Origin of the sequence: Nocardioides sp. 31GB23 (genome assembly GCF_040012395.1) — a bacterium.
GTDB lineage: Bacteria > Actinomycetota > Actinomycetes > Propionibacteriales > Nocardioidaceae > Nocardioides > Nocardioides salarius.
Genome location: NZ_JBDYKJ010000044.1, coordinates 14,142 through 39,967, shown reverse-complemented (window position 1 = coordinate 39,967; position 25,826 = coordinate 14,142). Strand labels below are relative to the sequence as shown.

The 25,826-nt window shown below is 67.9% G+C and carries 19 protein-coding genes; 9 read left to right on the top strand and 10 right to left on the bottom strand.

What is annotated here, in order from left to right; translation table 11 throughout:
* Window positions 1-2,124 precede the first annotated feature (2,124 nt).
* Window positions 2,125-2,298 carry a hypothetical protein gene (locus ABKW28_RS14720; RefSeq protein WP_348610967.1) on the top strand — a complete coding sequence of 58 codons (174 nt, stop codon included), beginning with the start codon at window positions 2,125-2,127 and terminating at the stop codon, window positions 2,296-2,298.
* 121 nt (window positions 2,299-2,419) lie between these two features.
* Here the strand turns inward: ABKW28_RS14720 and ABKW28_RS14715 are convergent, their stop codons facing one another.
* The 4 genes from ABKW28_RS14715 to ABKW28_RS14700 all read right to left on the bottom strand — a co-directional run bounded on the left by ABKW28_RS14715 (window position 2,420) and on the right by ABKW28_RS14700 (window position 8,831).
* Window positions 2,420-3,880 (bottom strand): DUF234 domain-containing protein, encoded by a 1,461-nt coding sequence (locus tag ABKW28_RS14715; RefSeq protein WP_348610964.1) that lies wholly within the window; start codon window positions 3,878-3,880, stop codon window positions 2,420-2,422.
* A 589-nt stretch (window positions 3,881-4,469) separates the two neighbouring features.
* Window positions 4,470-5,309, bottom strand: a complete 840-nt coding sequence (locus ABKW28_RS14710; protein WP_348610961.1) for an alpha/beta hydrolase — start codon at window positions 5,307-5,309, stop codon at window positions 4,470-4,472.
* A gap of 277 nt (window positions 5,310-5,586) precedes the next feature.
* Window positions 5,587-7,179: a hypothetical protein gene (locus ABKW28_RS14705; RefSeq protein ID WP_348610958.1), complete on the bottom strand. Its 1,593-nt coding sequence runs from the start codon at window positions 7,177-7,179 to the stop codon at window positions 5,587-5,589.
* Window positions 7,176-8,831 (bottom strand): recombinase family protein, encoded by a 1,656-nt coding sequence (locus ABKW28_RS14700; protein ID WP_348610955.1) that lies wholly within the window; start codon window positions 8,829-8,831, stop codon window positions 7,176-7,178. Before ABKW28_RS14700 ends, ABKW28_RS14705 begins: the two co-directional genes overlap by 4 nt.
* 1,378 nt (window positions 8,832-10,209) lie before the next feature.
* On the opposite strand from ABKW28_RS14700, the gene ABKW28_RS14695 reads away from it, so the two are divergent.
* From ABKW28_RS14695 to ABKW28_RS14665, 7 genes are all read left to right on the top strand, one after another.
* Window positions 10,210-10,959, top strand: coding sequence for a TetR/AcrR family transcriptional regulator (locus ABKW28_RS14695; RefSeq protein ID WP_348610952.1), 750 nt, complete (start codon window positions 10,210-10,212; stop codon window positions 10,957-10,959).
* A gap of 1 nt (window position 10,960) precedes the next feature.
* The gene (locus ABKW28_RS14690) at window positions 10,961-12,010 is read left to right on the top strand and encodes an LLM class flavin-dependent oxidoreductase (protein WP_348610949.1); all 1,050 of its coding nucleotides are present in this window, start codon (window positions 10,961-10,963) and stop codon (window positions 12,008-12,010) included.
* A gap of 53 nt (window positions 12,011-12,063) precedes the next feature.
* The gene (locus ABKW28_RS14685; RefSeq protein WP_204797145.1) at window positions 12,064-12,417 is read left to right on the top strand and encodes a DoxX family protein; all 354 of its coding nucleotides are present in this window, start codon (window positions 12,064-12,066) and stop codon (window positions 12,415-12,417) included.
* A 66-nt stretch (window positions 12,418-12,483) separates the two neighbouring features.
* Window positions 12,484-13,416 carry an NADP-dependent oxidoreductase gene (locus tag ABKW28_RS14680; RefSeq protein WP_348610946.1) on the top strand — a complete coding sequence of 311 codons (933 nt, stop codon included), beginning with the start codon at window positions 12,484-12,486 and terminating at the stop codon, window positions 13,414-13,416.
* Window positions 13,417-13,501: 85 nt separating this feature from the next.
* The gene (locus ABKW28_RS14675; protein WP_348610943.1) at window positions 13,502-14,158 is read left to right on the top strand and encodes an NAD(P)H-binding protein; all 657 of its coding nucleotides are present in this window, start codon (window positions 13,502-13,504) and stop codon (window positions 14,156-14,158) included.
* A gap of 20 nt (window positions 14,159-14,178) precedes the next feature.
* On the top strand, window positions 14,179-15,030 hold the full coding sequence (locus ABKW28_RS14670; RefSeq protein WP_348610940.1) for an SDR family oxidoreductase: 852 nt from the start codon (window positions 14,179-14,181) through the stop codon (window positions 15,028-15,030).
* Between the two features lie 61 nt (window positions 15,031-15,091).
* Entirely contained in the window at window positions 15,092-15,343 is a 252-nt protein-coding gene (locus tag ABKW28_RS14665; RefSeq protein ID WP_348610937.1) for a hypothetical protein, read from the top strand.
* Window positions 15,344-15,496: 153 nt separating this feature from the next.
* Here ABKW28_RS14665 and ABKW28_RS14660 read toward each other — a convergent pair whose 3' ends face one another.
* The 4 genes from ABKW28_RS14660 to ABKW28_RS14645 all read right to left on the bottom strand — a co-directional run bounded on the left by ABKW28_RS14660 (window position 15,497) and on the right by ABKW28_RS14645 (window position 19,995).
* Complete coding sequence (locus ABKW28_RS14660) at window positions 15,497-16,405, bottom strand: hypothetical protein (RefSeq protein WP_348610934.1); 909 nt, start codon at window positions 16,403-16,405, stop codon at window positions 15,497-15,499.
* Window positions 16,406-16,546: 141 nt separating this feature from the next.
* Window positions 16,547-18,163, bottom strand: coding sequence for a ThiF family adenylyltransferase (locus ABKW28_RS14655; protein ID WP_348610931.1), 1,617 nt, complete (start codon window positions 18,161-18,163; stop codon window positions 16,547-16,549).
* 264 nt (window positions 18,164-18,427) lie between these two features.
* A complete protein-coding gene (locus ABKW28_RS14650; protein ID WP_348610928.1) occupies window positions 18,428-18,790 on the bottom strand; it encodes a hypothetical protein in 363 nt (120 codons plus the stop codon).
* Between the two features lie 758 nt (window positions 18,791-19,548).
* Window positions 19,549-19,995 carry a hypothetical protein gene (locus tag ABKW28_RS14645; protein ID WP_348610920.1) on the bottom strand — a complete coding sequence of 149 codons (447 nt, stop codon included), beginning with the start codon at window positions 19,993-19,995 and terminating at the stop codon, window positions 19,549-19,551.
* 70 nt (window positions 19,996-20,065) lie between these two features.
* Here ABKW28_RS14645 and ABKW28_RS14640 point away from each other — a divergent pair, with 70 nt between their 5' ends.
* Window positions 20,066-20,431 carry a hypothetical protein gene (locus ABKW28_RS14640; RefSeq protein ID WP_348610917.1) on the top strand — a complete coding sequence of 122 codons (366 nt, stop codon included), beginning with the start codon at window positions 20,066-20,068 and terminating at the stop codon, window positions 20,429-20,431.
* Window positions 20,432-21,506: 1,075 nt separating this feature from the next.
* Here ABKW28_RS14640 and ABKW28_RS14635 read toward each other — a convergent pair.
* Together ABKW28_RS14635 and ABKW28_RS14630 are read right to left on the bottom strand one after the other, a co-directional pair.
* Window positions 21,507-21,704 (bottom strand): hypothetical protein, encoded by a 198-nt coding sequence (locus ABKW28_RS14635; RefSeq protein ID WP_348610914.1) that lies wholly within the window; start codon window positions 21,702-21,704, stop codon window positions 21,507-21,509.
* Between the two features lie 278 nt (window positions 21,705-21,982).
* On the bottom strand, window positions 21,983-25,660 hold the full coding sequence (locus ABKW28_RS14630; RefSeq protein ID WP_348610911.1) for a ribonuclease H-like domain-containing protein: 3,678 nt from the start codon (window positions 25,658-25,660) through the stop codon (window positions 21,983-21,985).
* Window positions 25,661-25,826: the final 166 nt, after the last annotated feature.

The following is a 25,826-nucleotide window of genomic DNA, read 5'->3' as shown; positions in this document are numbered from 1 at the left end:
GCCTCGCTCGGCCGATTGACCCCCATCGAGTACGAGACCATCATGACCACGAACGAGACCACGACAACCACTCAGGCTGCGTGACCTGACCTGTCACCTACTCGTGCAGCAGTCCCGATTGTCCCGCGTGGCCTGCTACCGCCTCCTGTGATCGGTGAGGTCGTCTACGTCTCCTCGCCGGACAACGGGGCAGGCACCTAGAGGCCGAGGGCGCTCGCTCCGTGGCGGGAGCGTCCGCTTGTCCGCCCGCCTCAGGTGACCTCGAGCAGCAAGGCGGCCGGTTGGTTGATCATCCGGTGTGGTCCGCCCCAGGCTGCATCGCTGGCGATCAGAACCGTAGGTAGGCCGCGAGCTCTTCGTCGTCGAGACCGGGCCGCAACTCGGCCAAGGGGTTGTGAGGGTCGACGCGCAGCCCTTTCCATCAGTGCCGCCTGCCTCGCGTGGCGGTCAGCAGGGTTTCCACCACACGCCGCCAGGCGCGTAGCAGCGCGGGCCGGTGTACCCGTTGTTCCCGGTGTAGGGATACCCGGCGGGCCCTTGGGGGGTGAACGGCGCGGCCGGTGCAGGGGCGGCAGGAGCGGGGGCCGGTGGAACCGGGGCTGGTGCTGGGGGTGCGGGGAAGGGACCCGACGTCCGGCGAGAGAAAGCGCTCGCCAGCACGCGGGCAGGCGCGCTGCCGACGCGCCACCAGCGCGTCCAGTAGACGGTGGTGTCGTCTCCGTCCCAACCGATAAACGCGACGAACTGGTCCGCCTCGCAGCGCAATGCGGCTTCTTGGCTCCGTGCCCGCGATTCGGTTGCAAGGCCGTCAATCTCCGCACAAGCTGCAGCAGCGCGCTTCGTCATCTCGGCCCGTGCCTGCCCGGCTCGGCGTTCCTCTCGTTGTTTGTCGCGCTCCGCCAACCGCTCCAGTCTCCGCTCCGTGCGCCTGTCTATGCGCGCCTGCTCGACAGCGCTGCGCTCCAGCGAGGCGGCGGATGCGGGGGCACCCGTTTGATCCGGTCCCTCCGCGTCGGTTGCGACCACTGCGCCGACCCCGACTCCGAGAACGAAAGCAGCTACGATGGCGGCACCGGTGACGAGAGTCTTCGTCTGCGTCGACTGCCAGAGTGTTCGGCTCTCATCGGCCTGTTGCCCAGCTGGCCGCGGATCGGGGCGCGGATACGGCGGAAGGTCAGACACTCGAAACACGGCTCAACGGTCGTGTCCCAGACTCGATTTTTGATGTCAAGGAAATCGTCTCTTTCTGCACATGCGCTATGGATTCACCGCGCCACTTCACAACTCTTCGATTACGGCACCGTATGCTCGACTAGGTGGTTGAGGTGGAAGAAAAGCGTCCGTGCAATAGGGACATACCCAGTCAGAGGCGGGCGCCGCGCCCCGGCCATGCCGACGCGATCAGCACCGCGGTGTAGGGGTAGCCGTTTCACCTGGTTTACGGCCCCGGGATCGCTGCTCGGCAGCTTGGATCGCGCGCACCTCTGTGAGCCACTCGGCGAGAAGCAAATGGTGATGAGGATTGCGGCGGACAGCGAACTTCGCGCCTTCCTCGAGGTGGTACGTGCCGCACGTGGCCAAGTCACGTACCTCAGGGCGCGCCAGGAACTGCTGCTCGCGCGGCCCTAGGCGTGTGGCCTGCTTGCGTTCCCAAATCTCGACGAGCAGAGCCTCTGGCGAACTGGGAGAGGCTGTTCGGCGGCCGCTCCCGTGACCCAGTGCGGGGTGGTCCACCCTCAATGCGTCGTCTGTCTCGAACTGTCCATCAAGCATGGGACATCCTCAGCGTAGAACTTGATCGTCAGACTGACAGACGTCCGCGTATCAGTCCATGGCCGGCGCCGTTGCCGTCGCCCCCCTCTGCGATTGAGGTGTGATAAATCCTGCCGCGCAGACATCCGCTCATGCCGAAGGTCGGACGCGCCCTACCGGGAAGATGAGGGCATGGACTGGCCTGGAGTGGAAAGCCGTGAATCCCGAGAGGCGCTGCTACGAGCACTAGCGCGGAACGTTGATGGGTGGGTTGGTGAGGCACTTTCAGCCCTTGAGCGCAGTTCACTAGGTAGTGAGGACGTCGAGCCTGCCGCTATCCATCTACGCCAGCGACTCACCGCCCCAGAAGACGTGGACGCATTGCAGAGCCTCCTGCGATGGGCGATGAACGGACTCACCCACGGTGCACTCGTCGCGCTCGACGGCGGTTCTCACGATTGCCTGACGATGGAGGTGCGCGACTCGGAGGGTCATCACCTCGGCGATGCGCTCCATGAGGAGTGGCCTGACTTCGCGCCCGAGTGAAGCGCCCGTGCGGATTCCGCTGGAAGTTTCCCGCCCTCCGTAGAGGAAACTTCCGTCCACGGCGGAAACGCCGGCCGGGCGCCCCATCCAACCGGGTTGCGGCAGGCGGCCCCAACGAAGACTACTCAGTCGTCGGGGCTGGTTCGGCGGGTGCCGGGATCTGCGTCCTGTAGGCGGCGATGAGGTCGTCGGGACCGAGGTGCGTCACTCCGTCGACCTTGCACCCGGAGCGCGAGATGACAATGAGGGGCGTATCCGGGTCGGCCCCGGGTAGTTGCGTGCGGTGTACGAGCAGCGCCGCGAGGTCGTGGCTGTCGAAGGCGGCCGTCTCCAACCACTTGATGGACCCCACGGCGACGACGGTCTTCGCTGGCGCCTGCCTGTCGGCGACGACGATGTCTATCTCAGGGTCGTTCGTACGGGTCCAGTAGCTGCCGACCACACCAGGGACGCCGTCCGTGGTGTGGCTGACGTCAGGCCCAAGCCGGTCAAGAGCCTCATGCAGGACGGGCTCGATCGCGCGGCCCCGCCACGACGTCCAGGACCGTCGGATGCGGACGAGGACCCGGTCGCCGCGGCCCCGCTCGATCTCTGGAAGGTACGGGCCCAGGAACTCGAGCCAGAACCGCAGGTAGGTGTCGTCGATGCGATAGCGCTTGTCCTTGGCGCTGGTCTTGGTCGACAAGGGCTGGTCGACGGCGACCACCCGCTTCTCGACGAGAAGCTTGAGCGCCCGGTTCAGCGACCCTGGCTGGAGGTCGCCGCTGCGCTGCGCGATCTTGGTGAAGGTCCGTTCACCGGAACCGATGGTGCCGAGCACCAGGCGGGCCTGCACGTCCTGGGGGAACTCGGCAGCCAGCGAGCGTTCCGCGGACACCAGGAGAGCTGAGGTCGGGTGAGACAGCGCCTCCTCGAGGTACTCCCACAACGACAGCCCGGGCGGCCATTCGTCGCAGATGAGTGGGAGCCCTCCGGTCACCAGGTAGGCATCAAAGGCGTCCGCGGCGTCGAGGTTGAGCATGGCGCCCACCTCGGCCGGCGTCAGCGGGGGCACGACTATCTCGGTCGCCCGCTGGTAGAACGGTCGCCCGTAGGTGTTGAGCGCCTCCATGACCGCGATGTCCGACCCGATGCCGATGAGCAGGCACTTGCGCCGCGAGAGGTCGCGGTCGAACGCCCGCTGCAGCGTTCCCTCGAAGTCGGGGTCAGCCGCGATGAGGTAGGGCATCTCGTCGAAGACGACGATGCTCCCGGCATCTCCGACCGCGCTGTTCAACAGGCGCAGGGCAGCGTCCCAGCTCTCGAGCTGGACATCGTTGAACAGGTCAGCTCCTGGGAGGTTGGAGTCCGCAGCTTCCTGCGCGAACAGGCGCAGTTCGTCCTTGACGGGGCGCCCGGTGGCGGCGAAGAACAGGTGCGGCACGTCTACGCGCTCTACGAACACCTCAACGAGGCTGGACTTGCCGACACGTCGCCGCCCACGGATGAGGACGGCCCGCCCGGGCTTCGCACCCTCTTCCCGGGCGCGGGTGAGTAACTGGTCCAGCCGACGCAGGTGCTCGTCTCTGCCGATGAACGCCATTGCGCCTCCCAGGTAACTATCATCCAAGATACTATCTCTCAGGATAGTATCTTGCAGGGTAGTTTTGGCAACCATCCGACACGAGGAAGGTCTCGATGAGAGAGTCCTGTGACTGGTAGCTAAACAGACCTTGTGGCCTCTCGGGGGCTCGGCTCGCAGTGCGGGCGAACCATCCGGTTCTGCCGCGATCCGCGCGCTTGGCTATCACACCTCAATCGCATAGGGGGGCCGTCGCTGCGGCCGCGGACGTCGTAGGTCGACGACTCAGGGGGACAGCTTCGGACTACCTCAGGCTTTCGCATGTCCAGGCGTTTCAACTTGAGCAATCCGCGTTCGCGTTAGAGGGCGTGAGTTCGGCAGCAAGGTGCGTTGCGATGGGTGACAACCGCGTAACTTTGGCCGAGTTCAGCGCGAAACAGGGTCAGTTCGCAGAACGGCTCACCCGGCTGCGGGGCACGGCTGTCCACCGAGCTCGACGACGCCAAAGCCCAACCCGGTGCGCCGCCACCGCCCCGGCTACCCGCAGCGGGTTAGCGGCCGCCGGTTCAGCCTCGAGGCGTTAGCACCCGACGCACTGCGACGCTCGCCGCTAGAGCGGCGACCCGAAGGGTGCGGGCAGCTCGCCGGCCCGCAGCCAGCCGAAGGTGCTCGCGATCTCGGCCTTGAGGTCCTGTGGCAGGTGCCCGCCGGTCTCGTCCTCGACGACCAACCCCGTCGGAAGGTGACGGGCGAGCCAGCGCCCGTGGTTGGTTGGGCAGGAGAAGTCCTGGAGTCCGTAGGTGAGCAGCACTGGGACGGTGATGGTGCTCAGGTCGAACCCCCACGGGCGCGCAAAGGCCAAGGTGTCGTCCACCGCACCTCCAACGCCGTGCGCGGACTGCTCGGCCATGATGCGCGTGAAGACCTCGATGACCTCCGGACGGGCGAGAACCTCTTGGTCGCCCTCGCCCATGCCCTCTCCGAGGAACGTCGCCGGGTCGGAGGCCGGAGCCTGTTCCATCCTGGCCATCGCCGACCGGATCCTGGCTTCGAGGTAGGTCTCGCCGTTGTCGGCCCACTCGAGCGACTCGGCGGCCTCCGGTGCCATCTCGTAGAGCCACTCGGCGCGGCTCAGCCCTCCCTCACCGAGCGGGGCCAGGCTGGACTGGCAGGCGACGCGCTCGACCCGGCCAGCCAGCAACGCGGCGCACGCCAGGGCATGCGGTCCGCCCCCAGACCCGCCAACGACGGAGAAGCGGTCCAAGCCGAGCGCGTCGGCTACGTCGCCCACATCCGCGGCCTCGTCGGCCACAGCTCGGCCGTGGTGACGCGAGGACTGACCGTAGCCAGCACGGTCGGTGGTGATGTAGCGGACGCCAGAGCGTGCGTACACCGTGTCGTCGGGCAGGCGGTTCAGCCGGCAGCCGGGCGTGCCGTGCAGTCCGAGCACCGGGTAGCCCGCGGGGTCTCCGCCGTCGAGGTAGGCGACCTGTCGCCCGTCGGGAAGGGCGACCGTGAGTGGCTCCATAGAGCCCATGGTGCCGGTCCGCGCCGCTGGCGCAGCGGGATGGCGCGCCTTTCACGGTCTTGGGAGGCGCGCCGTCACGATAGCGATCGCGGTCCCCGGCAGGCGCACCTGCAGGATTGCGCGATCGTCACACGTCCACCACACCTTGCTGCCGGACTCCGGGTGCGTGAGCTCGAACGGCGAACGCGTTCGGGACGCGTCAACCTGTTCCGCAGCGGACCGCCTCACGCCCCGCCTCGGTATAGCTCCACAGCGCGGGACGCGCGTCGTCATGTGTGACTAGGCCGGCCACTTCTAGTCCCAGCAGGATCGTTGAGATGCCTCCAAGCGGCTTTTCAGGCGCGCCCGCCGCGCGCGCTAGCTGCAGCTGAGTAGCGCCGGTGTCGAGAAGCGGTGAGGTCAACAGCAGCTCACGCATACGCGGCGACAGGCCGTTCAGGCCTCCGTACGTCTCGCGGACCTCTTCAAGTGCTTCGTCGGCTGGGATGCGAAGTTGACGGTACTCGTCCGGGAACCGTAGCCCCTCTGGAGCCAAGGCACCGGTTGATCGTCCGGCCATGGCACCGCACTCGCACAGCAGATCGGTTGTCACCTCAGGAACGCGGACAGCGATCATGGAGGTGCCGCCGCAGGCGCCACAGACGTGGGGCTTGCACACCCTGTCCCTGTAGATTCCCGAGGGGCCCTCGAACCACCTCGCCGACTCGCCGGGGGGACGGATCTTGGTTCCGCGCCCCCGTGTCGAAAGAGTGCGCAGCGCCTTCACTAGTCCACCGCCGACGACCCGTTCCAGGTTGCTGATGCTTGCCTCCCCGAGAGCGGCTGCTTGATCAGCGCAGAACTGCCGCAACGCCGAAGTGCGACCCCACTTTCCGTTGCCGAGCCAAGCCCACTCCTCATCGGTGTAGACGTCGACCACCCATTGCATGAAGATCGGGTCACGCCATTGCGGGCCAACCCACGAGGGGAGGGGCTCGCCGCAGAGTGCGTGGAGCAGCACTTGGGGCAGTTGCGGGAACGGCGCTGACATCGCAGTCATCGCGGCGGCAGGACTCATTCGACCCGATCTCACGAGCTTATGCCGTAGCTGTCTGCGCGAGGCCTTGTCGGTTGCCGGGACGTCCATCGAGGCAGCGCGGGTCCCTACCCCGCCTCCCATCCGTCCGTACCGCCACCAGATCGGGCCGAGCTCCGCCATCCCTTCGGTTGTGTTGATGCGCACAACAGCGAAGCCCCACCACACGCCCCGGATGGGCACCAGGCCTAGGTGCGGCACCACGGTGTCGAACGCTTGCTTCTGCTCTTGAGGGAAGCGTGGAGTCGTGCCGATGTTGGTCAGGGCTCGAAGCCAGATGTCGGTCAGCGCGTCGAAGGCAACTGCGGGTGTGTGGGTTGTGCGGGTGCTGCTTTCACGCAACCGATCGAGTTCGGCGCGTGCCTCGCGCGACCGGTTGCGATGCTTGCGGAACTCGGAAGACCATTCCTCTGCCTCTTCCTCGTCGACAGCGCTCATGGCGAGGGACTTCGCCCTCCGCGCCGCCCGGTCGGCCTCCTCGAGGATCGATTCCCAAGCGCTGACTCGTTGATCGTAGGAGTCCGTGAGGCTGTGGGACGACCCGTCCACGAACAGGTTTTGACTGGGCTGCATCGCGACGGCGACACCCGTGCGGAGCGCATGCGAGAGGGCATCGGCAAGTCCGCGTAGGAACTTCTGCTGATCTGGGTAGCCCACGATCTGCGCGTCGGAGGAGTCGGCAGTGATGGGGCTCCTGACGGTGCGCCCGGCTCTCATCGCCCGCCTCCGTGGCCGTCACCGGCGGTGGCCTCAGGGAACTTCGGGCGCTCGAACACGCCGTCGAGGTCGAAGGAATCGTCGAGCTTCCACCGAGACATGCGCATCGTGCCGGTCGTCACGGTGTGCATCTCGTAGTAGTACTCACCGTCGTGGAAGCCGCGTCCGGTCAGAGGCGAGACGACAGCTTTCGCCGCGGCCGCGTTGCGTCGCTGCTGACTCACCCGGTCGTTGCCCATGGAGGCCTGCGAGGGCAGGAACGTCTGAAGCAGCGAGACATTCTCCGAGGAGGCAGCCACGGGCGCCGTCATGGGCCGGTTGTGTGTTCGGCCGCGGCTCACGAGGGCGCGGAAGTGCTGTGCAGCCCTCAAGGTGAAGGCGTCGAGGATCTCCGCTTCCGCCCAGCCGCCATCTGGGACACCAACCTCATAGAGCATCTGCATCTCGCCCGGGTCGCTTTGATCGGGCAACCCCGTGCCCTCGACCTCGAATCGTGAGATGGGGACACCAGCAAGTTCGTCGATGCCGTGGAAGCTAGACGCCAGCCGGAACAGGAACTCGCCGGTCACGTAAAGCGATCCCCAGGAGTACAAGGCGTTGACCGCCGCGTACGGCGAGGTCAGCGCCCCAAGGGGGGACTTCTCTTGGAGACGACGGTGCGAACGCATCGAGGTCACCCCCGCGTCGTCGAGCTGTCGGATCATCTCGCCGGGTGGTAGGTCAGACGAGAGAATCAGCAACATCTTCCGAACGATCGTCTTCTGTGACTCATCAGGCACCAGCCGCTTCTCGTCGAGCCTGTACCCGAACGGGATGGTGTGGTCGCCGAAGGGCCACTCGTTGCGTCGCCACTTCGCGATCCTCCCTGCCAACAGCCTGGTGACGATGGCGTCGCGTTCCATGGCCGCTGCCCAGGACAACATCGTCACCATGAGGTGACCAACAGGGCTGGACCCCGCGAAGTCGAACTTGAGCTCTCCGACGCAGACTTCGTCAACGCACTCGCTGAAGGCATCGGCGAGCTTGTGGGCCTGACTCATGGACCGCACGAGTCGAGAGAAGTTGGCAGCGTAGACCGTTTTGGGACGCAGCCGGCGGACCACTTGGACAAGAATGGCCGTGAAGTCGTTGATGCCCTTCTCGTCGTCGACCTTGGCTGCCGAAGCCTGACACCACAGGTGCCAGTAGCCGCCAAAGGAGAACAGCACGGCCTTGGTCCTGCCGGACATGCACGACTCGACGAAGACCTGCGTCTGTTGGACTGTGCCGTCAGGTAGCGACATGGAGACGGTGAAGCTCTCAAGGGTGAGCGGCTGCATTCCGGCCTGTCGGACGGCCTCAACCTCCGGCACGTTGCGGTGCGGCAGGTAGGTCCGGTCGCGGATGGCGTCGAGCAGCACCTTGTCCCACTGGTCGGATTCCCTCACAACGAACAGTCCGAGCGCGCGCTGCTGGTGGAGCTGGTCCCGAGCCCCCAACATCTCGTCGCGTGTGGCCGTCGACTTGGGAGAGAAGTACTCCTCTGCGGCGACTGAGCCTGCGGGTCGCACTTGCGGGGACTGCGCCGGGGACTCCGTCGCGCCGTCATCCACGCTGGGGGGCGCACTCGTGTTGTGGGGGGTCATCACGTTCGTTCCTTCCTCCGTGCTCACTCTGAGCATCGGAAGCTGAGGGCGACCACACGGCGAGTGCCATCCAGGCGCGCGCCAATCGCAGCTCAGCTGCCGGGTCGGTGGTGACATGGACAAGAGAACTCATCGATCTAGTGTCCTTATAAAACAGGGCATCGTCAACGATCTCTGGTGCTGGCACTACCGGGACCGGTACTTCGAGCAGCAGAAGACTCTGAGGGAATCTGCTGCGGCTCGAGGAAGACCGTCCGGGTTGGCTCGAGCGGCGCAAGGGTCCCCTGCGGATTCCGACGGGAGCTTCCTGAACTCCGAACGGGAAACCTGCTTCCGGACAGGCAGCTCCTCATTCCGGTAGGGAAACTCCAACCCGGAAGCTCTTCCGGCCAGGAAACTCCCGGGTTGATGGCCACCGCCGGGGCCACGACGGTCCATCTGCGTCAACGCGACCTCACCGGGGTCGTCCAACCGATGCAGAGGAGGCGCCTCCCCGTCGCCCGGGGCGAGGGCGCACCACCATCGTGGGAGCAGACAACCTGCGGTTCTCGCACCTACCGCTCGTGGCCGGCTACCCCAGCGGCGTCGTGCGGCTCCTGCGCGGCGAGGCTGCCGTCAGGACCGCTTGAGCCACAGCCAGCGTCTGATGCTGTGCACCACGGAGCCCACCGAGCCGCACTTCGTGGCCACGAACCGCCGCAACCGCATCGCGCTGGTGTCTGCAGAGCGACGCATCCTCACTGGCCTCCTCGAGCAGCGGCTCTACTCCGAGCCCTACGAGCCCCAACCTGGAACGCGGACACTTGGGAGGCCGCGCCTGACGGCGCACGCGAGGACGCAGAAGCTGACGGGTGGGAGCTCGTCCAGAACGACGACTCCGTGCTGCTCATCGACACCCGCCGACCCCACGAGGCGCTCCGCAAGCGCGACCTGCCCTGGAGACACCACTGCCCCCAGACCATCAGGTTTGGGGGCAGCGTCGCGTTGGGACGGGCCGAACCCCTTGCGCCCGGGAGCGCCCCCATGCGATTGAGGTTGCTGACCCTCCGCGCAGAGGCGTCCGGATCTGCCGAGATGAGTGCGCACTGCCCACACTCAAGTCAGCGAGTCGCCTGGTGCGCCGACGCGCGAACGGAGGCTCGCTCCACGATCGGGTTCATTGCAACCTTGGCTTCAGCCGCCGGTTCCACCACCGGGGGTGCTCTGCTGCCTGCTGCTTCAGCCTGGCGTACTCGTGAGGCGTGGCCCACCGCAGCACCGGTGCCACCGCGAGTGCCGTCACCGCGCCCCACCGCCACTGGCTGCGAACCTCCGGGAGGTCAGGTCGAGGGGTCTGGCGACCACCCGCCCAGAAATTCTCCTTCAAGTGGGGAATGTCCCCCACTTGACGTAGGTTGTGATGACCATGGAGCTGAGAGCAGACGCCGCCCGCAACCGGGCCGCCATCGTCGAAGCCGCCCGTACGGTGTTCGCCGAGCATGGGCTTGACGCCCCGTTGGACGACATCGCCCGCCTCGCAGGCACAGGCAACGCAACCCTGTACCGGCGCTTCGCCACGCGAGGCGACCTCATCGAGGCGGTGTTCGCCGAGCGCATGGTCGAGGAGCTCGACGCCGTGGAGGCGGCCCTGGCTAACCCGGACCCGTGGGACGGGTTCGCGTCCTACGTCACCGCGGTCGGCGCCATGCAGACGCGCGACCGCGGCATGGCCGACCTGGTGACGATGGACGTCGCTCGCGCCCCCGAGATCGAGGCCGTCCGGGCGCGCGCGTTCAAGGGGCTGGTGAAGCTGGTCGCCCGCGCTCGCACCGCTGGCGTGCTGCGCGACGACTTCACCACCCAGGACGTCGTGCTGCTGCTGATGGCGAACGCGGGCCTCGTCGAGCGCACCCACGACATCTCCGAGCAGGCGTCCGCCCGGCTCCTGCACGTGCTCCTCGACGGCCTGCGCGCCAGCGCCGCCACCGACGGCCCGGTCGCACCCGGCGCACCGGGCACCGAGGAGGCGATGCGACGCAACAGCGAGCACCGACTCGGCGCCAGCATCCGCAAGACCAAGGGCACCAAGGGCACCAAGGAGCCCGTGTGCCCCCAGACCTCACCGGCCAGCAACGCCAAGACCAGCACCCGTTCCGCTTCTGAGAAGGACCACTGAGATGAGCTTCGAGCTCGGCGTCTACACGTTCGGCAACACTCCCCGCACCAGTCACAGCGACTCTGGCGGCGGCTACGGCTCGACCGCTCAGGCCATCCGCGAGGCCCTGGAGGCCGTGCACCTGGCTGAGGAGGTGGGCTTGGACTTCTTTGGCTTCGGGGAGCACCACACCGCCTCGATGCCGCTGTCGTCGCCGACGTCGATGGTGGTCGCTGCCGCCGCGTCCACGCAGCGCATCAAGCTGGGCACCACCGTGACGGTGCTGTCGACCGATGACCCGGTGCGGGTTCTTCAGCAGCTCGCCACCGCATCTGCTCTGGCCCCGGGTCGCGTTGAGGCGGTGGCCGGACGTGGGTCGTCGTCCATCACGTTCGGGCTCTTCGACTACGACGAGGGCGACTACGACCTGCTGTACGCCTCCAAGTTCGAGATGCTCCTCGCCCTCAACGCGAACGAGCGGCTCACGTGGGACGGCCCGCACCGCGAGCGCCCTCTGGCCGACGCGCTCATCGTTCCTCGCCCGGAGCAGCCGCTGCGGATCTGGCTCGGCACAGGCGGCAGCCCCAGCTCGGTGGGCCGTGCCGTCGAGCTCGGCGTGCCGATGTTCCTCGGCATCCTGGGCGGCACCCCGCAGCACTGGGCCCAGTACGGCCACGCCTACCGCAGCGCATGGGCTGAGATGGGCCACCCGAGCGAGGACGCCGGCATCGCTGTCGCCGTTCACGGGTTCGTCGGACCCGACAACGCCGCCGCAAAGGCGACCTACCTCGAGCACGAGCTCAAGATGTTCGCCACCGGCGCCGCCGAGGTCGGCCGACCCGGCATGGCGCCGTTGGGTCGCGAGGCCGCGATGCAGCCCGGCGGGATGGTCTTCGCTGGCAGCCCCAACGAGGTCGCCGACCGCATCCTTCACCTGCACCAGCTCCTCGGTCACGACCGCCAGATCCTGCAGATGGACGTCGGCGGCATGCCGCACGCCGACTACCTCAAGAGCATCGAGCTCCTTGGCACCGAGGTCCTCCCGCAGGTCCGCAAGGAGCTCGGCCAGTAGGCACTGGCGCTAGCCCCCTCGACCCCACCCGCACGTCACCACCAGGAGAACCCGTGTTCATCGCCCTTGTCATCGTCACCGCTCTGCTCGCCCTCATCGCCGTGAACTCCGGCGTCATGAAGCTCCGCAAGAACGAGCAGGTCGTCACCACCATCCACGGCACTGTCGGCGTCCCGATGACCGCTCTGCCGGTCCTCGCCGCCCTCGAGATCGCCGGCGCCGTCGGCATCGTCGCCGGCCTGTGGAACGCCCCTCTCGGCATCGCCGCCGCCGGCGGCCTGACCGCCTACTTCGTCGGTGCCGTCATCGGCCACCTGCGCGTGCGCGACACCAGGGGCGTCGCCATGCCGCTGGTCCCGCTCGCGCTGTCCATCGCAGTGCTCGTGCTCCGCATCGTCACCGCCTGACCAGGCCAGCCCCACGCAACCATCCGAGCAGCACCCCGCCAGCATCCACAAACCAGGAGGAACCCCATGAAGGCCTATGCCCTCACCGCCCGCGACACCCAGCCCGCCCCGTCCGACCTGCCCAACCCCGACGTGGGCGCCGGTGAGGTCCTCGTCGACGTCGAGGCTGCCTCGGTCAACGGCTTCGACCTCTCCGTGGCCGCGGGCTACGTCTTCGACATGCTGCCCCACGAGTTCCCCGTCGTCCTGGGCCGCGACTTCGTCGGCACCGTGTCCGCCGTCGGCGACGGTGTCGAGACCATGGCGGTCGGCGACCGGGTCGCCGGCGTCATCCCCGGCATGTACCTCGGCCCCCGCACCGGCGCGTTCGCCGACCACGTCGCCGTCACCGCCGACGCCGTCACCAAGGTCCCAGAAGGCGTGGGCGTCACCGACGCCGCCGTCATCGGCCTGGCCGGCATCGCCGCCCACGACGCTGTCGCAGCGCTCGACGTGCAGCCCGGCGACGTCGTCCTCGTCTCCGGCGCCACCGGCGGCGTCGGCTCCATCGCCCTCCAGCTCGCCCGCGCCGCCGGCGCCACTGTCATCGCCACCGCCCGACCCGGCACCGAGGACGAGTACGTCCGCAGCCTCGGCGCCACGCACACCGTGGACTGGTCGGGCGGCGTCGCAGTCGCGGTTCGCGAGCACGCCCCCGAAGGCGTCGACAAGGCCCTGCACTCCGCCGGCGACGCCGCCACCATCGGCCAGACCCTCCGCGCCGGCGGCGCCGTGGCCACCACCCTCGGCGCCACCGCCGAGCAGCTCGGCCGCGACGACGTCACGCTCGCCCCCATCATGGCCGCCGCGACCGCCGACAAGCTCGCCGCCCTGCTCGACCACGTCGCCCAGGGCAACCTGCGCGTCAACGTCGAGGCCAGCGTTCCGCTCGACCGCACCCAGGAGGCGTTCGCGCTCTTCGCCGACGGCACCCTCGGCAAGGTCCTCATCACCCGCTGACGCTGCCCCACGCCTCCCCTCACGCCCCCTGAGCGCGAGCCTGCCTCCAAGCCGTCCCTCTGACTCCGTCAGGAGAACCACCCGCATGAACGTCACCGTCTTCGGCGCCACCGGTGCCATCGGATCCCTCACTGTCGCCGAGCTCCTCAACCGCGGCCACACCGTCACCGCCTACGCCCGCAACGCCGCCAAGGTCCCCAGCAGCTGGGGCGACCGGGTCCGCGTCGTCATCGGTGAGATGTCGGACGCAGACGCCATCGACACCGCCGTCGCCGGTGCCGACGCCGTCGTCAGCGCCTTGGGCCCGAGCATGGACCGCAAGGCCACCGGGCTGCCGCTCGTCGAGGGCACCCGCCACATCCTGGATGCGATGAAGCGCCACGGCGTGACCCGCTACATCGGCCACGCCACCCCCGCGGTCCTCGACCCGCAGGAGAAGCCCACGGCTGTCACCCGCCTCATCGGGTTCATGCCGCGCACCTTCATGCGCCGCGCCTACGACGAGATCCACGGCATGACCGGCCCCGTGATGGCATCCGACCTCGACTGGACCATCGTCCGGTTCATCGCCCCGAAGGACACCCCCAAGACGAGCAGCCCCGGCGGCTCCGGGCTCCGCGTCGGGTTCTTCGGCACAGACAAGCTCGGTTTCGCCATCTCCCGCTCCGACATCGCCACGTTCACCGCCGCCCAGGTCGACGACACCACCTACATCCGTCGCGCACCCGCCATCAGCAACTGACCCCACCAGAGGAACCCTTCATGAGCAACGCCATAATCGGCGCCACCGGAAAGCTCGGCGCCCACACCATCGACGCCCTCCTCGAGCGCGGCACCCCCGCCGGCGACATCCTCGCCCTCGGACGCAACACCGATCGCCTCCAGGTCTACGCCGACCGCGGGCTCCGCACCGCCATCCTCAACCTCGACGACATCGAAGCCACCGCCAAGACCCTTGCCGGCGTCGACAAACTCCTCCTGGTCTCCTTCGGCCCCGGAGACCGCGTGGCCCAACACGGCCGCGCCATCGACGCCGCCCGCCAGGCCGGCGTCCCACACCTCGTGTACACCTCGGGCCTGGAAGCGCCGACGACCATCCTCGAGCTCGCCGCCGACCATAAGGCGACCGAGGAGCTCGTGACCGCCTCAGGCAGCCCCGTGACCTTCCTGCGCAACGGCTGGTACACCGAGAACCACCAACAGGACTTCGCCGGCGCCCGCGAACGAGGTGTCATCCGCAACAGCATCTCCGACGGCCGTATCGCCACCGCTCCCCGCATGGACTTCGCCGAGGCGGCAGCCGTCGTGCTGAGCACCCCCGGTCACGAAGGCAAGGCCTACGAGCTGTCCGGCGACACCGCCTGGTCCTTCGACGAGTTCGCCGCCACCGCGGCAGACGTGCTTGGCACCCCGGTGCGCTACGAGGCGCTCACGGCCGAGCAGGAGCGCGAGGAACTCCTCGCCTTCGGCCTCGACGAAGGCACCGCCGCCTTCATCGTCACCCTCAACGCCAACATTCGCGACGGCGCCATGGCCCCTACCTCGGGCGACCTCGCACGGCTCATCGGACACCCCACCGAGACCCTCGAGACCACCATGCGCAGTTGGGTCTGACCCCTACGGATGAGGCGTCTCCTCCCCACCCCCTCCTTACAACCACGCGAGGGGACTTCGGATGAGCAACCACCAACTCGAAGAACTACCCCGACCTACCGGAGCCCCCGACCGCGTCTCCCTCGCCATCGCGGGCGATGACCCCGGAGCAGTCGACACGGTGGCCGAGCTCGTCGACGACCTCGGGTTCGACCCCGCTCCGTTCGGCACCCTCGAGGAGAGCGACATGCTCGAAGCCGACTCTGCGGTCTTCGGCCAGCCCCTCGACCAGCACCAACTGCGCCGCGCGCTGGGCATCGCCCGGGCGGCGTAGGACTGAGCGATCTGTCGGGACCGAGGTCTAGTCGGACTTCCGCAAGCGTCCGGATGTGCCGCGATCCGTGCGCCTCGCTATCAGACCGAAAACGCCGAGGGGGGCGCGCTGCCGGATGCGGGGGCGGGAACAGTCTGGTGGGCGCGAGTCCCGTCAGGGTCTGATGTCCTCGATGAAGGAGTCGCCGTCGGGGTAGATGAGTCCGACGTCGTAGTGCCCGAGCAGGCGGAGCACGTCGTCTCGGGGACGGCCAGGGACGAGAACGGCGACCTTCGTGTCGAGCGGCAGGTCGTCCAGGATGCGGTAGTACATCGCCTGACCCATCGCGTGGGCCACGACAACATCGTCGAGGTGGTACACCTTCGCCTCGATGACCAGGCCGCGCTCCTGGTCGTACAGGTCCGCCTCGCGACCGTTGTTGAACCGCTTCTTGCGCACTCCCCGTCCGAGCCAATTCACGTAGCGGGCGACCAGGTCAGCTTCGAGCTCTCGCTCGAGGTCGACGCGCTCTTCTGGGGTGAGGCCGGGGTCGGCCAGCATCGCTGGGAGGTCGTCCTGGAGCATCCAGTTGGCGCGGACCACGCGGAGCTTGTGGCCCTTCAGGTGCTTGTGCATCGCCCAGTACACGTCGCAGTGCCGGTAGCGGCCGCCGAGTTCAACGAAGCACTCCCAGATGGTGCGGCTGCGCTTGTGTCCAGGGTTGGGCCAACCAAGCCGCAGCACGTCGTCGGCGACCGCTCGGAGCCCACCTTCCTCGACGGCCGGCGGGCCGCCGGTGGTGGGGAACCGCTCGAAGACCCCGTCCGGGCGGTAGATGACCTCACCGGTCCACTCCAGGTCCATCTCGGCGGTCAGCAGCGCGTCGGCGACCTTCGGCTTCTCAGAGGGGTTGTTCAGGTCCAGGCGTAGCCGGTCCGCGATCCGGTCGAGCAGGACGAACCAGGTAGGCCGTTCGTCGATGGAGTCGAGGATGACCTGGGTCGCCAGCCCGTTGCGGTGGTCGCGGTCCTGTCCGGCTCCCGACCAACTGGTGGCCCGGTCGGAGGGGTACGGGATGGCCAAGGCGAGCTCCTCAACGGTCACGGGGAGACGAGCGCCTCCCCTGCGCATCATCGCAGCGAGCGCAGGCAGAGCGCCCTGTCTCGCACCAGCGCACCCCTTGAGTCGCCGAGCGCCCAGCAGGGCTCGCGACGTGCCGCCTGGTCACCAGGTGAGTGCGAGCGCGAGCTGTTCGCTGACCTCAACCGTGTCGCGGCCGCTGCATCGACATTCTCGATGGGGTGGCAGGGAGCTGCGGCTCCAGCACGCCGGTTGCGGAGTGCCGTCTGACGTCCGCAGCGAAGCGACGTAGTAGTCGCCGCCCAGGGTCGTGCCGGTGAGGTCGTGCAACGCGACGCGGGAGGCGTGGTGCGCGATCGTGGCGACGTCCGGGTTGGTGCCAGTAAATGTCGGCTCTGAGCAGCGGGGCGGGTTCACCCAGCCGGCTGGGTCGGCCGGGGGCACTGGGACGGGGCTGGCGGGGTCGCTGCGGTGGTGGGCGAGGCACTCCACGCATCCAGTTCCGCGCGCAGGGTTGAAGCTGGCGACCCATCCGCCCCAGATGCCGGCGGTGCCGGCGACGGCCAGGAAGGGGAGTCCATGGTTGTACCGAATGGCCCCGAGGAACGAGGTGACGTTCGGGTCGGCGGTGGCGTCGATGATGAGGTCGGCGCCGGAGATCGCGGCCCGGGTGACCAGGGCGGTGTCACGGAGGTCTTCGCTGTGGTGCTCCCACAGGCTCTGGACCCGTAGCGGCCAGGTGCGTACGTCGCAGGCGGGGTTGCTTCCGGTGATGGTCAGCGCGAGCTCTGAGGCCTTCGGGTGCCCGGCGCCTAGGAGTGGGGCGTGTTGACGGCTGGCTGTGGTGGGGTCGACGGTGTCACCGTCGATGAGGACAAGAGTGCCGACGCCGGTGCGGGCCAGGTCGATCGCGATCTGGTGGCCGATGGCGCCGCAGCCGACCACGACCACCACCCTGTCAGCCAGGCTGGCCGCCACGGGTGTCCGCTGTCGGACTGCGTCGGTGTTGAGGTGGGCGGCGTTGGCGAGCCAGCGGACCTCCGTGGGGTCGCTGCCAGGTTCCAAAGTGAGCGTGAAGCGGCGCAGGAAGACCCAGGAGTCCCCGAGGGTGCGATAGGTCGTTTCGGTGGCCGGGACGAGGAGCCCGATCGTCTCGAAGGCCCGAGTGTCCTCGCGTCCCTCCGGGCGCCCCTCGTGTCTCTCGTGAGTGACCTCGAGGGGCGGCAGTTGGTCCTGGATGCGCTGCCACACCTCGCCGGCGGACTGTCCGAGCTGGTAGTCGGGATCTCGCATCCAACGGCCTACCTCGACGACGGGGAAGTCGGTGCGGATGCTGGCGCTGGTGTGCGGGGCGTCGAAGTTCTCGCCCCAGATGTGAGTGACGACGCCGGCGGCGACTCGGCCCTGGCGCAGGAGTTCGTGCGGGTAGCGGACCTCGACTGCCCCGGCGTCCAGGTGGGCTGGGATCGGCACGTCGGGGACGACCACGGTGGCTGGATGTTGGTCTGCGTTGAGTCCGTACCCGACTGCTGCGTCCTCGAGAGCAGCGTGGTTGGCGCCGGGGCGTTCGGTGGCCAGCAGCTTCGGCAACTGTTGGGTCATCACGTCGACGAGCAGCCTCTCGGGGTGGTGATCGCGCTGGTGCGCGAGGCACAGCAGCCCGGTGACGGGGTCGCGATGCCGAGTCGCCCCGGTGGTGTTGTCGGGGTCGTAGACCTCGGCGGGGAAGTGCGGGTAGGTCTGCGGGAAGCGAACGGTCAACGACGCGAACGAAAGGGTCTCCTCGGCGCCACCCGTCCCGCCCTCTTCACGCTCCTGGGCAGGTAGCGGGTAGGAGAGCTCGACCCAGACGCTGCCGTTCTCATCCCGGACGCGGTAGCGCCACCCGGTCGCATCCAGTGCGCGCCGCTCGTTCGCCCACCGGTCGGGGTGCCGCTCGCGCCACCCGCTCGCTCTCGTATCCGCCGCGCTCATGCTGCCCACTACCTGCCCTCTCTGATCTGCCAGTCGCTCCCCGCGGGACTGTCAGCCGACCGGCCTCGGGTGACTCTGGGTCGCTGGCGCCCGGTAGGCGTCCGGGGGCAGGTCCTCGATGGTGTACTCGTCGACGTCCTCAACGCTGGTGCTGACCCTGCGTCGCACCGTTCGGCGGATGACTCGGTGCCCACCGCCAGGCAGCCGCTCGTAGCTCGTCGTCGACTCCTCGACCTCCTCGGCGGAGGCGTCTCCAACCGCCTCGCCGCCCTCGGCGTCCCCGCCGTCGTCCGCTCCGTCGTCCGGCGAGCTCTCGGACCGGTCTCCCGGGGCCTGCTCGGCGGTGGTGGTGACGTTCTCGTCGTCCACATTCGCGTCGCGGGTCTGCTGCTCGTCGCTGTCGTCTGCGGCCATTAGGCACCTCCACTGTGAATAGAACAGGAGTTCGGATCATCAACCAGTGGGGGCCTCACCGCCAGCCATGGCGGCAAGTTCCGCGTCCAAGGGCGCGGAACTCTCGTCCCGTCTGCATCCACACGGACGTCAGGCACCACGGGGTGAGTGACCCCCACCCCATCCCCGCGAGACCTTGCTCTGCCCCCAGCGGCTTTCGGTCGCAGCGAAGAAGTCGGCTGGCGCGATGACGTCGACCCGACCTTGGTCGCCGTAGCCCGCGCGCAGCACGAGGCTGCGCTGGCGGTGTACCGACGTGCTGAGCGGTCGACGGCACGGCGGGTGTCGGTGCAGTACGGGTTCTCCGTGAAGACCTGGTCCGACCACTGCCTCGGAAAGAGGTGGGCGTCTCGGGCGACCTGGGCCGCGTTGACCACCCTGCTGCTGGAGGGCTACGAGGGCGCGGTCGTCCCTCAAAGTCGACCAGATGCTGCCTCAGCTACCTCGGTGCCCCGGGTGCCGGCGGCTCGGGTTCGACGAACCAGGGCTGGCGGCCCGGCTCGACCGATGTAGCCAGCTACTCAGGCACATTCCATGTGCCGTCGTCCAGCGGTCGCCACTCGGCGGGGAACCAGCTGTAGTCCCACGTTCGGTGGTACTCCGCCCATGCCTAAGCCCGCGCAACAGACAGGTCTCTGCGTAGAGCCTGCAGCTCGTCCGCGGGTGAGTCGTCGCACATGACCCCATGATGCAAGAGGGCACGGACAGCGCTGGGCTGGTCAGCGCGTCTGGACGCGCTGGCCCAGTGCGTCCATCTCTGCCAGGAACGCCTTTGCGAGCTCAACCCACTCGTCAGCCGTTGCGCCATCGCAGCACTCCTCGAGGTACTCACGCGGCTCCATCCCTCGGGGCTGGTCCGTCAAAGGCTGCGACTCGTAGGCGTGGAACGGCGACGTGCTCTTCAACTGCCACAGCACCACACGAGCCTGACTGGACCGCCCGCTCGAGCTGCCACCGAGTTCGAGCGGCGGGAACTCGGGCCGAGTGTGCGGTTCCCACCGGTCCCACGCCCGGTAGAACGGCCCCTCCCACTGGTGGTGCGCCCAACGCCATGGACCGCGGTACCCGCACTCGACGAGACCGGCCATGAGCCCTTCCGCAAGGTTCCGAAGCTTCTGGGTTTTTGTCATTGCGCCACGGTAGCCACCCTCTCCGTCGCTGCTCATGCCTCTGCGAGCTGGAACCGGACGACGTTGCCAGACGTCCGAGTCAACAACACCGGGTGAAGGAGGCCGCGTGCGGCTCGTGCAGGCAGGAATGACCGCCACGTTGATGCTTTTCGCAGTCGGCTGCGGGGAAGATGCCGAGCCGGCCGTGAAGGCGACGGATGCCTCGACACCCGCAAGCATCACGGCCACGTCGCTGCCTTGCGAAGAGTCCGAGCAGACCTATGCGGCATGGGACGTCCCCGGCCCCGGGCGTCCCACGCCCGAAGCTGCAGTTGCACCGTGTGCGGGTTCGCTGACGCTGGTGGCGCACCAGACAGCGAAGGGAACGACGGTGCTCGGACTTCGAGCCGACGGCTCCCTCTTCCGAGTGTTCGACGTGACGAAGAGCAACGATGGATGGTGGCCGGATGGCTACCGAGAGTGCTCGAACTGACAACTCAAGGGTCTCCGCCACGGACACCGCCAGCGCACAGGGGCAGTTGTTGTGGATGGCGGCGGGGCCCGGGAAGTACTCGCGGCACACCCGTAGCCCCGCACCCCGCCGCCAGAGCCGCCGACGTGTGCCGGCTACGGTCCGCGCCGACCTCGCGATCGATGAGTGGCCGGGAGACGAACGCCAGGTCAGCCTCGGCTCGCCGCGTTGTCCTTTCTCTCGCGGCACCCGCGTGAGTAGAGGAACCGCCGAAGGGGCACGCCTGGAGACCATCGCGGCCGTCGGAGACACCTACGCAGCGCTTGACGAAGCACGGGAGACGATCGCGTTGCCCCGTCTGCATGCCATCGCACAGCTGCGAGCCCAGGGGTGGTCCCACGACCGCATCGCGGCTGCCACCGAACCCTCCAAGGGTCGGGTTCCCAGATGGTACGCGCTGCCCGCGACCGCGATCTGCTGTGAGCCGCGACCTGATGCTGGTGGTCCTGCGACGGTGTGTGGTCGTCAGGAGCGGTGGCGGGCCAGCCTGTGAAGGGGCCGCAGACGTCCGACGAGCAGACGTGCCCGTGGCGCGCTCGACCCAGGCACAGGGACATCGCGGGACTCCTCGACATTCGCGCTTTCGCCGTCGTTCCGCGCGGCCGCTTCCGCGGCGGCCTCTTCGGCTCGCTGGGAGCAGTTGCTGTGATGACGCTAGACCGAGGACGGAGCCACCGCACCGCGGCCGCACCCGATGCTCGACGGTGCTATACGTGCTTGACGCTGCTATACCTGCTGCAACCTGTCGCCTCCTCGGTGGTGCTTCGCTGGTCGAACAGCAACCAGCCCACCTTGAGGAGGCGGGACGCAGCCGAAAACTCGTTCACGCCGCCTCGTCGGCCTCCGGCGTTGAGCGGGGCAGCAAAGTCGCCTCGCGGCTGTCACGGAGGCCCTGACATGTCGCGCATTCCCGGAAGGACGAGAGAGTCACCCTCGTCAGGAAGCCCACCACCTCCTCGCTCAGCAACCAGGCGTGGAACTCGCGGACAACTTTTCCTTCGGGGACCTGGCTACGCGCCAACCGCACCTCCGAGACCTACTCGACCACGTGCAGCAGGCGTGCCGCGGTCGAACCCCCGCAGCCTAGCTCGACCCGCACCCGCAGCTCGGCGCTCAGCCAGGTAGCCGCCAACGAGTCGAAGCCGAAGCCGGCCGCCCTCGCCGCCCACCGCTCCCGCGCCGCTGCCGAACTGCGGTCCCGGTCGGCACGCAGCAGCTGGAAGCCCCAGCACATCTAGACGTCGTCGGCCGGTCGAAACACGACTGACGTCGGAGGCTTCTCAGAACCCAACGTCCCTTGCGAGATGTTGTCGAGTAGGTCTGCGAGTTCGTCACAGCGAAACAGGATGGGGATGGCGTGGGCTGCCGAGCCGGCGTGTGTATCAGGCACGCCCGTAGATAGTCCGGGACGTTCGGGTAGCCGCAACAGACCCAGACGAAGTTGCCACGTTCGGCGCCTAATCGCCAGCACGGGGGGGCATGCCAGCCACTCAGGCTGCGTGACCCAACCTGTCACCTACTCGTGCAGCAGTCCCGTGCGCCGCCAGGGGCGTTGCCTGAACGAAGCATGGTGCGTAGTGCGCGGGTGGCGCGCACATCGTCCTCGTTGTAGGCCACTAGGTCAGCCCAGGCCGAGTCGTCACCGGCTCGCGCCTTGGCAACCCACTGGTGCGCCGCGGCCCCGTCCAGACCGGCGACGCGCCACCTGGCCCCCGCCAGCGGGGCCACCTTCTTCAACCCGTACCCCGCCGCGGAGAAGAAGTGATCGCGCACCACCGCAAGGAGGTCGGTCGCGACCGCGACCACCTCATCCGCCCGTCCACCGAGGAGTTGCTGCATGAACTGCACTTCGACGGCGCCGTAGTGGAAGACACGGATGCTGCGCCCTGCCGTGGCGGCGGCTTCGAGGATGGGCTTGATCTCTTGGAGGAACTCATCGGCGAGCGCACGCTCGTCGACGTCGTCGAGGCCGCTGCCTACGTGCACGTACCGGCTGTTCTCCGGGTCGTCGCCGAGTTGCTCGGGGTCGCTGACGAGGAAGCCCCACAGGTAGACGCGGCGCTCGTCGTCGTACTCGATGTCGAGGTCGATCTCGACATCGGCCGGCTCGAGCCCGAGTGGTGCGGAGGTGAGGCGGAGAAGCGTGCCTGCCTCGATTGGTGCCGGGGCTGCGTCTCGGTCGGCGTCTGTGCGTGGCGGTTCTCCGAGGAGCGCGCGGACCAGGTCGTCCAGGCGGCGCCCCAGAGCTGAACCCTCCACCCACTTGCGGAAGTCTTGGCGGACGGTGACGAAGTACTCAGAGACCAGTTCGCGCTCGGCAAGCTCGGCGGCCATCTGCGCCGAAGTCGCTGCAAGGTCGAGATGCAGGTCGTTGTCGCGGTCGAACAGCGGGATGGGTAGCTTCCACACCGCCTTGTCGATGTGCCGTTCATCTTTGCCGTACGACATCAGCGGTCGAACCAGGTCCGTCAGGGATGGGCTGTTGAGGACACCGACGAGGTAGTGACCCTCCAACTCCGACGACACTGCACCCCAGTACAGCGCGTGGTCGATGACCGCTTCAGGGTCCTTCACCAGTGCGGCCGCGACGTGCATGCCGGACTTCGAGTAGGTCACACGCAGCGGCGCCGCGGGCGCCTGCTGCGTCAGCGTCCGCATGTAGTCGAAGCGTTCCGCCAGAGTCATGGTGCCGGCGCTGTGCTCGTTCCACAGGTCCTCAGCGGTTCTCATCCAGGCAGCGACCCCGGGGTAGGAGTCGATAGCGGGGTCCTCGCCGTGCAACAGGGTGCCCTCATCGTCGATGGGGACGACGAAGGTGTCGGGGGTGAGAGTCCGGAACGGGACGACGTGCTCGCCGAGGTAGGTGGCCCGCACGAACTGCTGCTCGACCGTCCCGGTCAGAGGCGACAGGGTCTTCCACGGCGCCTTTTCCGACGCAGACCGTGCCGACTGCACCGCGACCATCCCCGCGGGGACACCGAGGGCACTCGTAGTGCCAGGTTCGACACGGCAGAGCAGCCGCGGAACCAGCGTTGCGCCCTGGGAGAAGCGGGAGTGGTAAGGGGACAGCTCGTCGTCGGCGCTACCGATCGTCAACGCCTCCAAGCTCTGTTCGAGGCCAGAGGCGACCTCGAGAGCCGCGTGGCGGCGTGGGGCGCGCCCGCGCCACACCACCGCCTCAGTTGGCATGGTGCGAGCCTTCAGCGCCCGTTCGCCGAAGATGACCGCTGAACCGCGGGGGAACATGTGCGGGCGCACGCGGCGCAGGTCCCACGGGATCGTGAACCGGACCCGTGCGCCGTCGAACTCACCGTTGCGGAACCCGGCCCAGTAGTCGCGGTCGATCACCGAGTTCGGGACCACGAACGCCAGGCGCCCACCGGTCTTGAGATACCGCTCCACTGCGCGTGCGACGAACAACCCGGCGAGGTCCTGGTGAGTGGCGGTGTTCTCCCGACCCCAGAACTCACGGGTCTTCGCCATCGACTTGAACTTCTTCTGCATGTCCTTCGTCATGTGCCGGTACGACAGCCACGGCGGGTTCCCGGTCAGGACGTCGACCCGGTTCTCCTCACGGCTCAGCCACGCGGGCCGGGCGACGTTGCGGATGTAGTAGGACCAGATGTGGTCGCGGTTGTCCTCGTGCAGCTGCTTGAGGCGCACGAAGTTCTCGTTCAGCACGACCAGGTCGGCCTCAGCCAGACCGAGCCGGCGGACCGTCCCCCTCGACAACGTCACCGTCTTGGTGTGGGCTGCCCGCCCGGACTCCGCTACGAGGGTCTCGACGAGGTCGTCGAAGCGGCCCGAGTCCTCGAGGAGATGGGAGGGGAACCGGAGCGGGTGGGAGAAGAACTGGTCGCCGACATCGGTGGGCACGATGAGCATGTCGACCGAGAGGATGTCGTCGTCCTGGTCCCAGCCGAGGGAGTCACCTAGGTAGACCGGCACCGACAACGAACCACGCTCCGGAGAGGTCAACCGTTCTCTACCCAGGGCCAGCAGGTACGTGACCCGGGCCAACGCGACGGCGACCGGGTGCAGGTCGATCCCGATGACACGAGACGACACCAAGCTCATCGCCTCCGCCAACGGCATCCCCTGTTCGGCGGCGGCGTCGAAGAACCGACGGACCGCGAAGAAGACGAACGTTCCCGACCCACACGAGGGGTCCACGACCCGTTGGTTGAGGGGGTCGGTGACGACCTCGGCGACGACCCTGTTCGCCAGCCAGTCGGGGGTGTAGTACTCGCCGAGCGCCTTGCGCACCTCGGGGCGGATGACGGACTCGTAGAGCACTTTGAGTACGTCGTGCTCGACCGCGGACCAGTCGAACCTGGCCAGTCGGCGCGCCAACGCCGTGATGAAGCCATCTCCGCCGGGAACCTCGAGGACCCAGTCGAAGAAGTCGCGGTCGACCACACCACGAAGCCCTGCCTCGGTGAACTTTTCCCCGGTGAGGAGCACCTCGGCGCTTAGCTCGGTGGCGTCGAGTCCCACGACTAGGTGGGCAATGATCTCGGCTGAGTTCACCAACAGCGTGTGGTCGAGGAACAGCTCGTCACTGTCGGTGAACTGTGTCCCGAGGGCCGAGCGCAGCAGGTCGGCCCACAGTGCCCGCTTGAGTTGCACGGTGGGCTGGTTGCGGTGCTCGGCGTACAGCGCCGCCAAGGTGGCGTGGTCCAGAGCGTGCGAGGAGCTGCCGGCCCCGAGACGGTCCTCGATTTCGCCGGGGGTGGGCCGGACGGCGGTCTTGGTAGCCAGGACCCCTTCGAGCCACCCCAGCAGCGCCGTGGCACCTGCTTCGCCGGCGTCGGCGCTGTGACGGGTTGCTTCGTGGAGGTGGCCCTCAACTTCGTGGAACGCGATCCACGAGAGGCCGTCGGTGAGGATGCCGATGTAGCGCTGGCCCATCTCCTGGGTGCGTGTCGTGACGTAGTCGGCGAGTTGTGTGGTGGCTGCTTGGAGCGCTGACGGGGTGGCGAGGGTTCTCTTGACCTCGATGACCGTGCAGCCGACCTCGACGTCGATGCGTCGGTGTGTTGCGCCGACCTGGGTTTCGAGGTTGACGTCGGTGAGCCCGAGGTCTGGGTCGAGGAGCAGCATCCGGACATCGGACTGGATCGTTGCCTCCGAGACGACGCCGCTACTTCTTGTCACCAGGCGGTCCATCAAGTCCGAGCGCGCACTCATCGTCTGATGCTAGTCGCGGCGCAGCACTAGATGCCGCGGAAGCGCCGACGTCGCAGCACCCCCCTCACCACCGACGGTAGGCGGGTGCGGTCGAGACCCGCCAGCCGCAAGTCTGGAGCGGCGGTGGCGCAGCCAACCCGCGCGGCCGGCGCGGACACGTGGGGTT

Bases quoted from the DNA above. Each gene is read 5' to 3' on its own strand.
- ABKW28_RS14715 (WP_348610964.1), bottom strand. From the start codon at position 3,880: ATGGCGTTCATCGGCAGAGACGAGCACCTGCGTCGGCTGGACCAGTTA.
- ABKW28_RS14705 (WP_348610958.1), bottom strand. From the start codon at position 7,179: ATGAGAGCCGGGCGCACCGTCAGGAGCCCCATCACTGCCGACTCCTCC.
- ABKW28_RS14695 (WP_348610952.1), top strand. From the start codon at position 10,210: ATGGAGCTGAGAGCAGACGCCGCCCGCAACCGGGCCGCCATCGTCGAA.
- ABKW28_RS14690 (WP_348610949.1), top strand. From the start codon at position 10,961: ATGAGCTTCGAGCTCGGCGTCTACACGTTCGGCAACACTCCCCGCACC.
- ABKW28_RS14680 (WP_348610946.1), top strand. From the start codon at position 12,484: ATGAAGGCCTATGCCCTCACCGCCCGCGACACCCAGCCCGCCCCGTCC.
- ABKW28_RS14675 (WP_348610943.1), top strand. From the start codon at position 13,502: ATGAACGTCACCGTCTTCGGCGCCACCGGTGCCATCGGATCCCTCACT.
- ABKW28_RS14670 (WP_348610940.1), top strand. From the start codon at position 14,179: ATGAGCAACGCCATAATCGGCGCCACCGGAAAGCTCGGCGCCCACACC.
- ABKW28_RS14665 (WP_348610937.1), top strand. From the start codon at position 15,092: ATGAGCAACCACCAACTCGAAGAACTACCCCGACCTACCGGAGCCCCC.
- ABKW28_RS14650 (WP_348610928.1), bottom strand. From the start codon at position 18,790: ATGGCCGCAGACGACAGCGACGAGCAGCAGACCCGCGACGCGAATGTG.
- ABKW28_RS14645 (WP_348610920.1), bottom strand. From the start codon at position 19,995: ATGAGCAGCGACGGAGAGGGTGGCTACCGTGGCGCAATGACAAAAACC.
- ABKW28_RS14635 (WP_348610914.1), bottom strand. From the start codon at position 21,704: ATGTGCTGGGGCTTCCAGCTGCTGCGTGCCGACCGGGACCGCAGTTCG.
- ABKW28_RS14630 (WP_348610911.1), bottom strand. From the start codon at position 25,660: ATGAGTGCGCGCTCGGACTTGATGGACCGCCTGGTGACAAGAAGTAGC.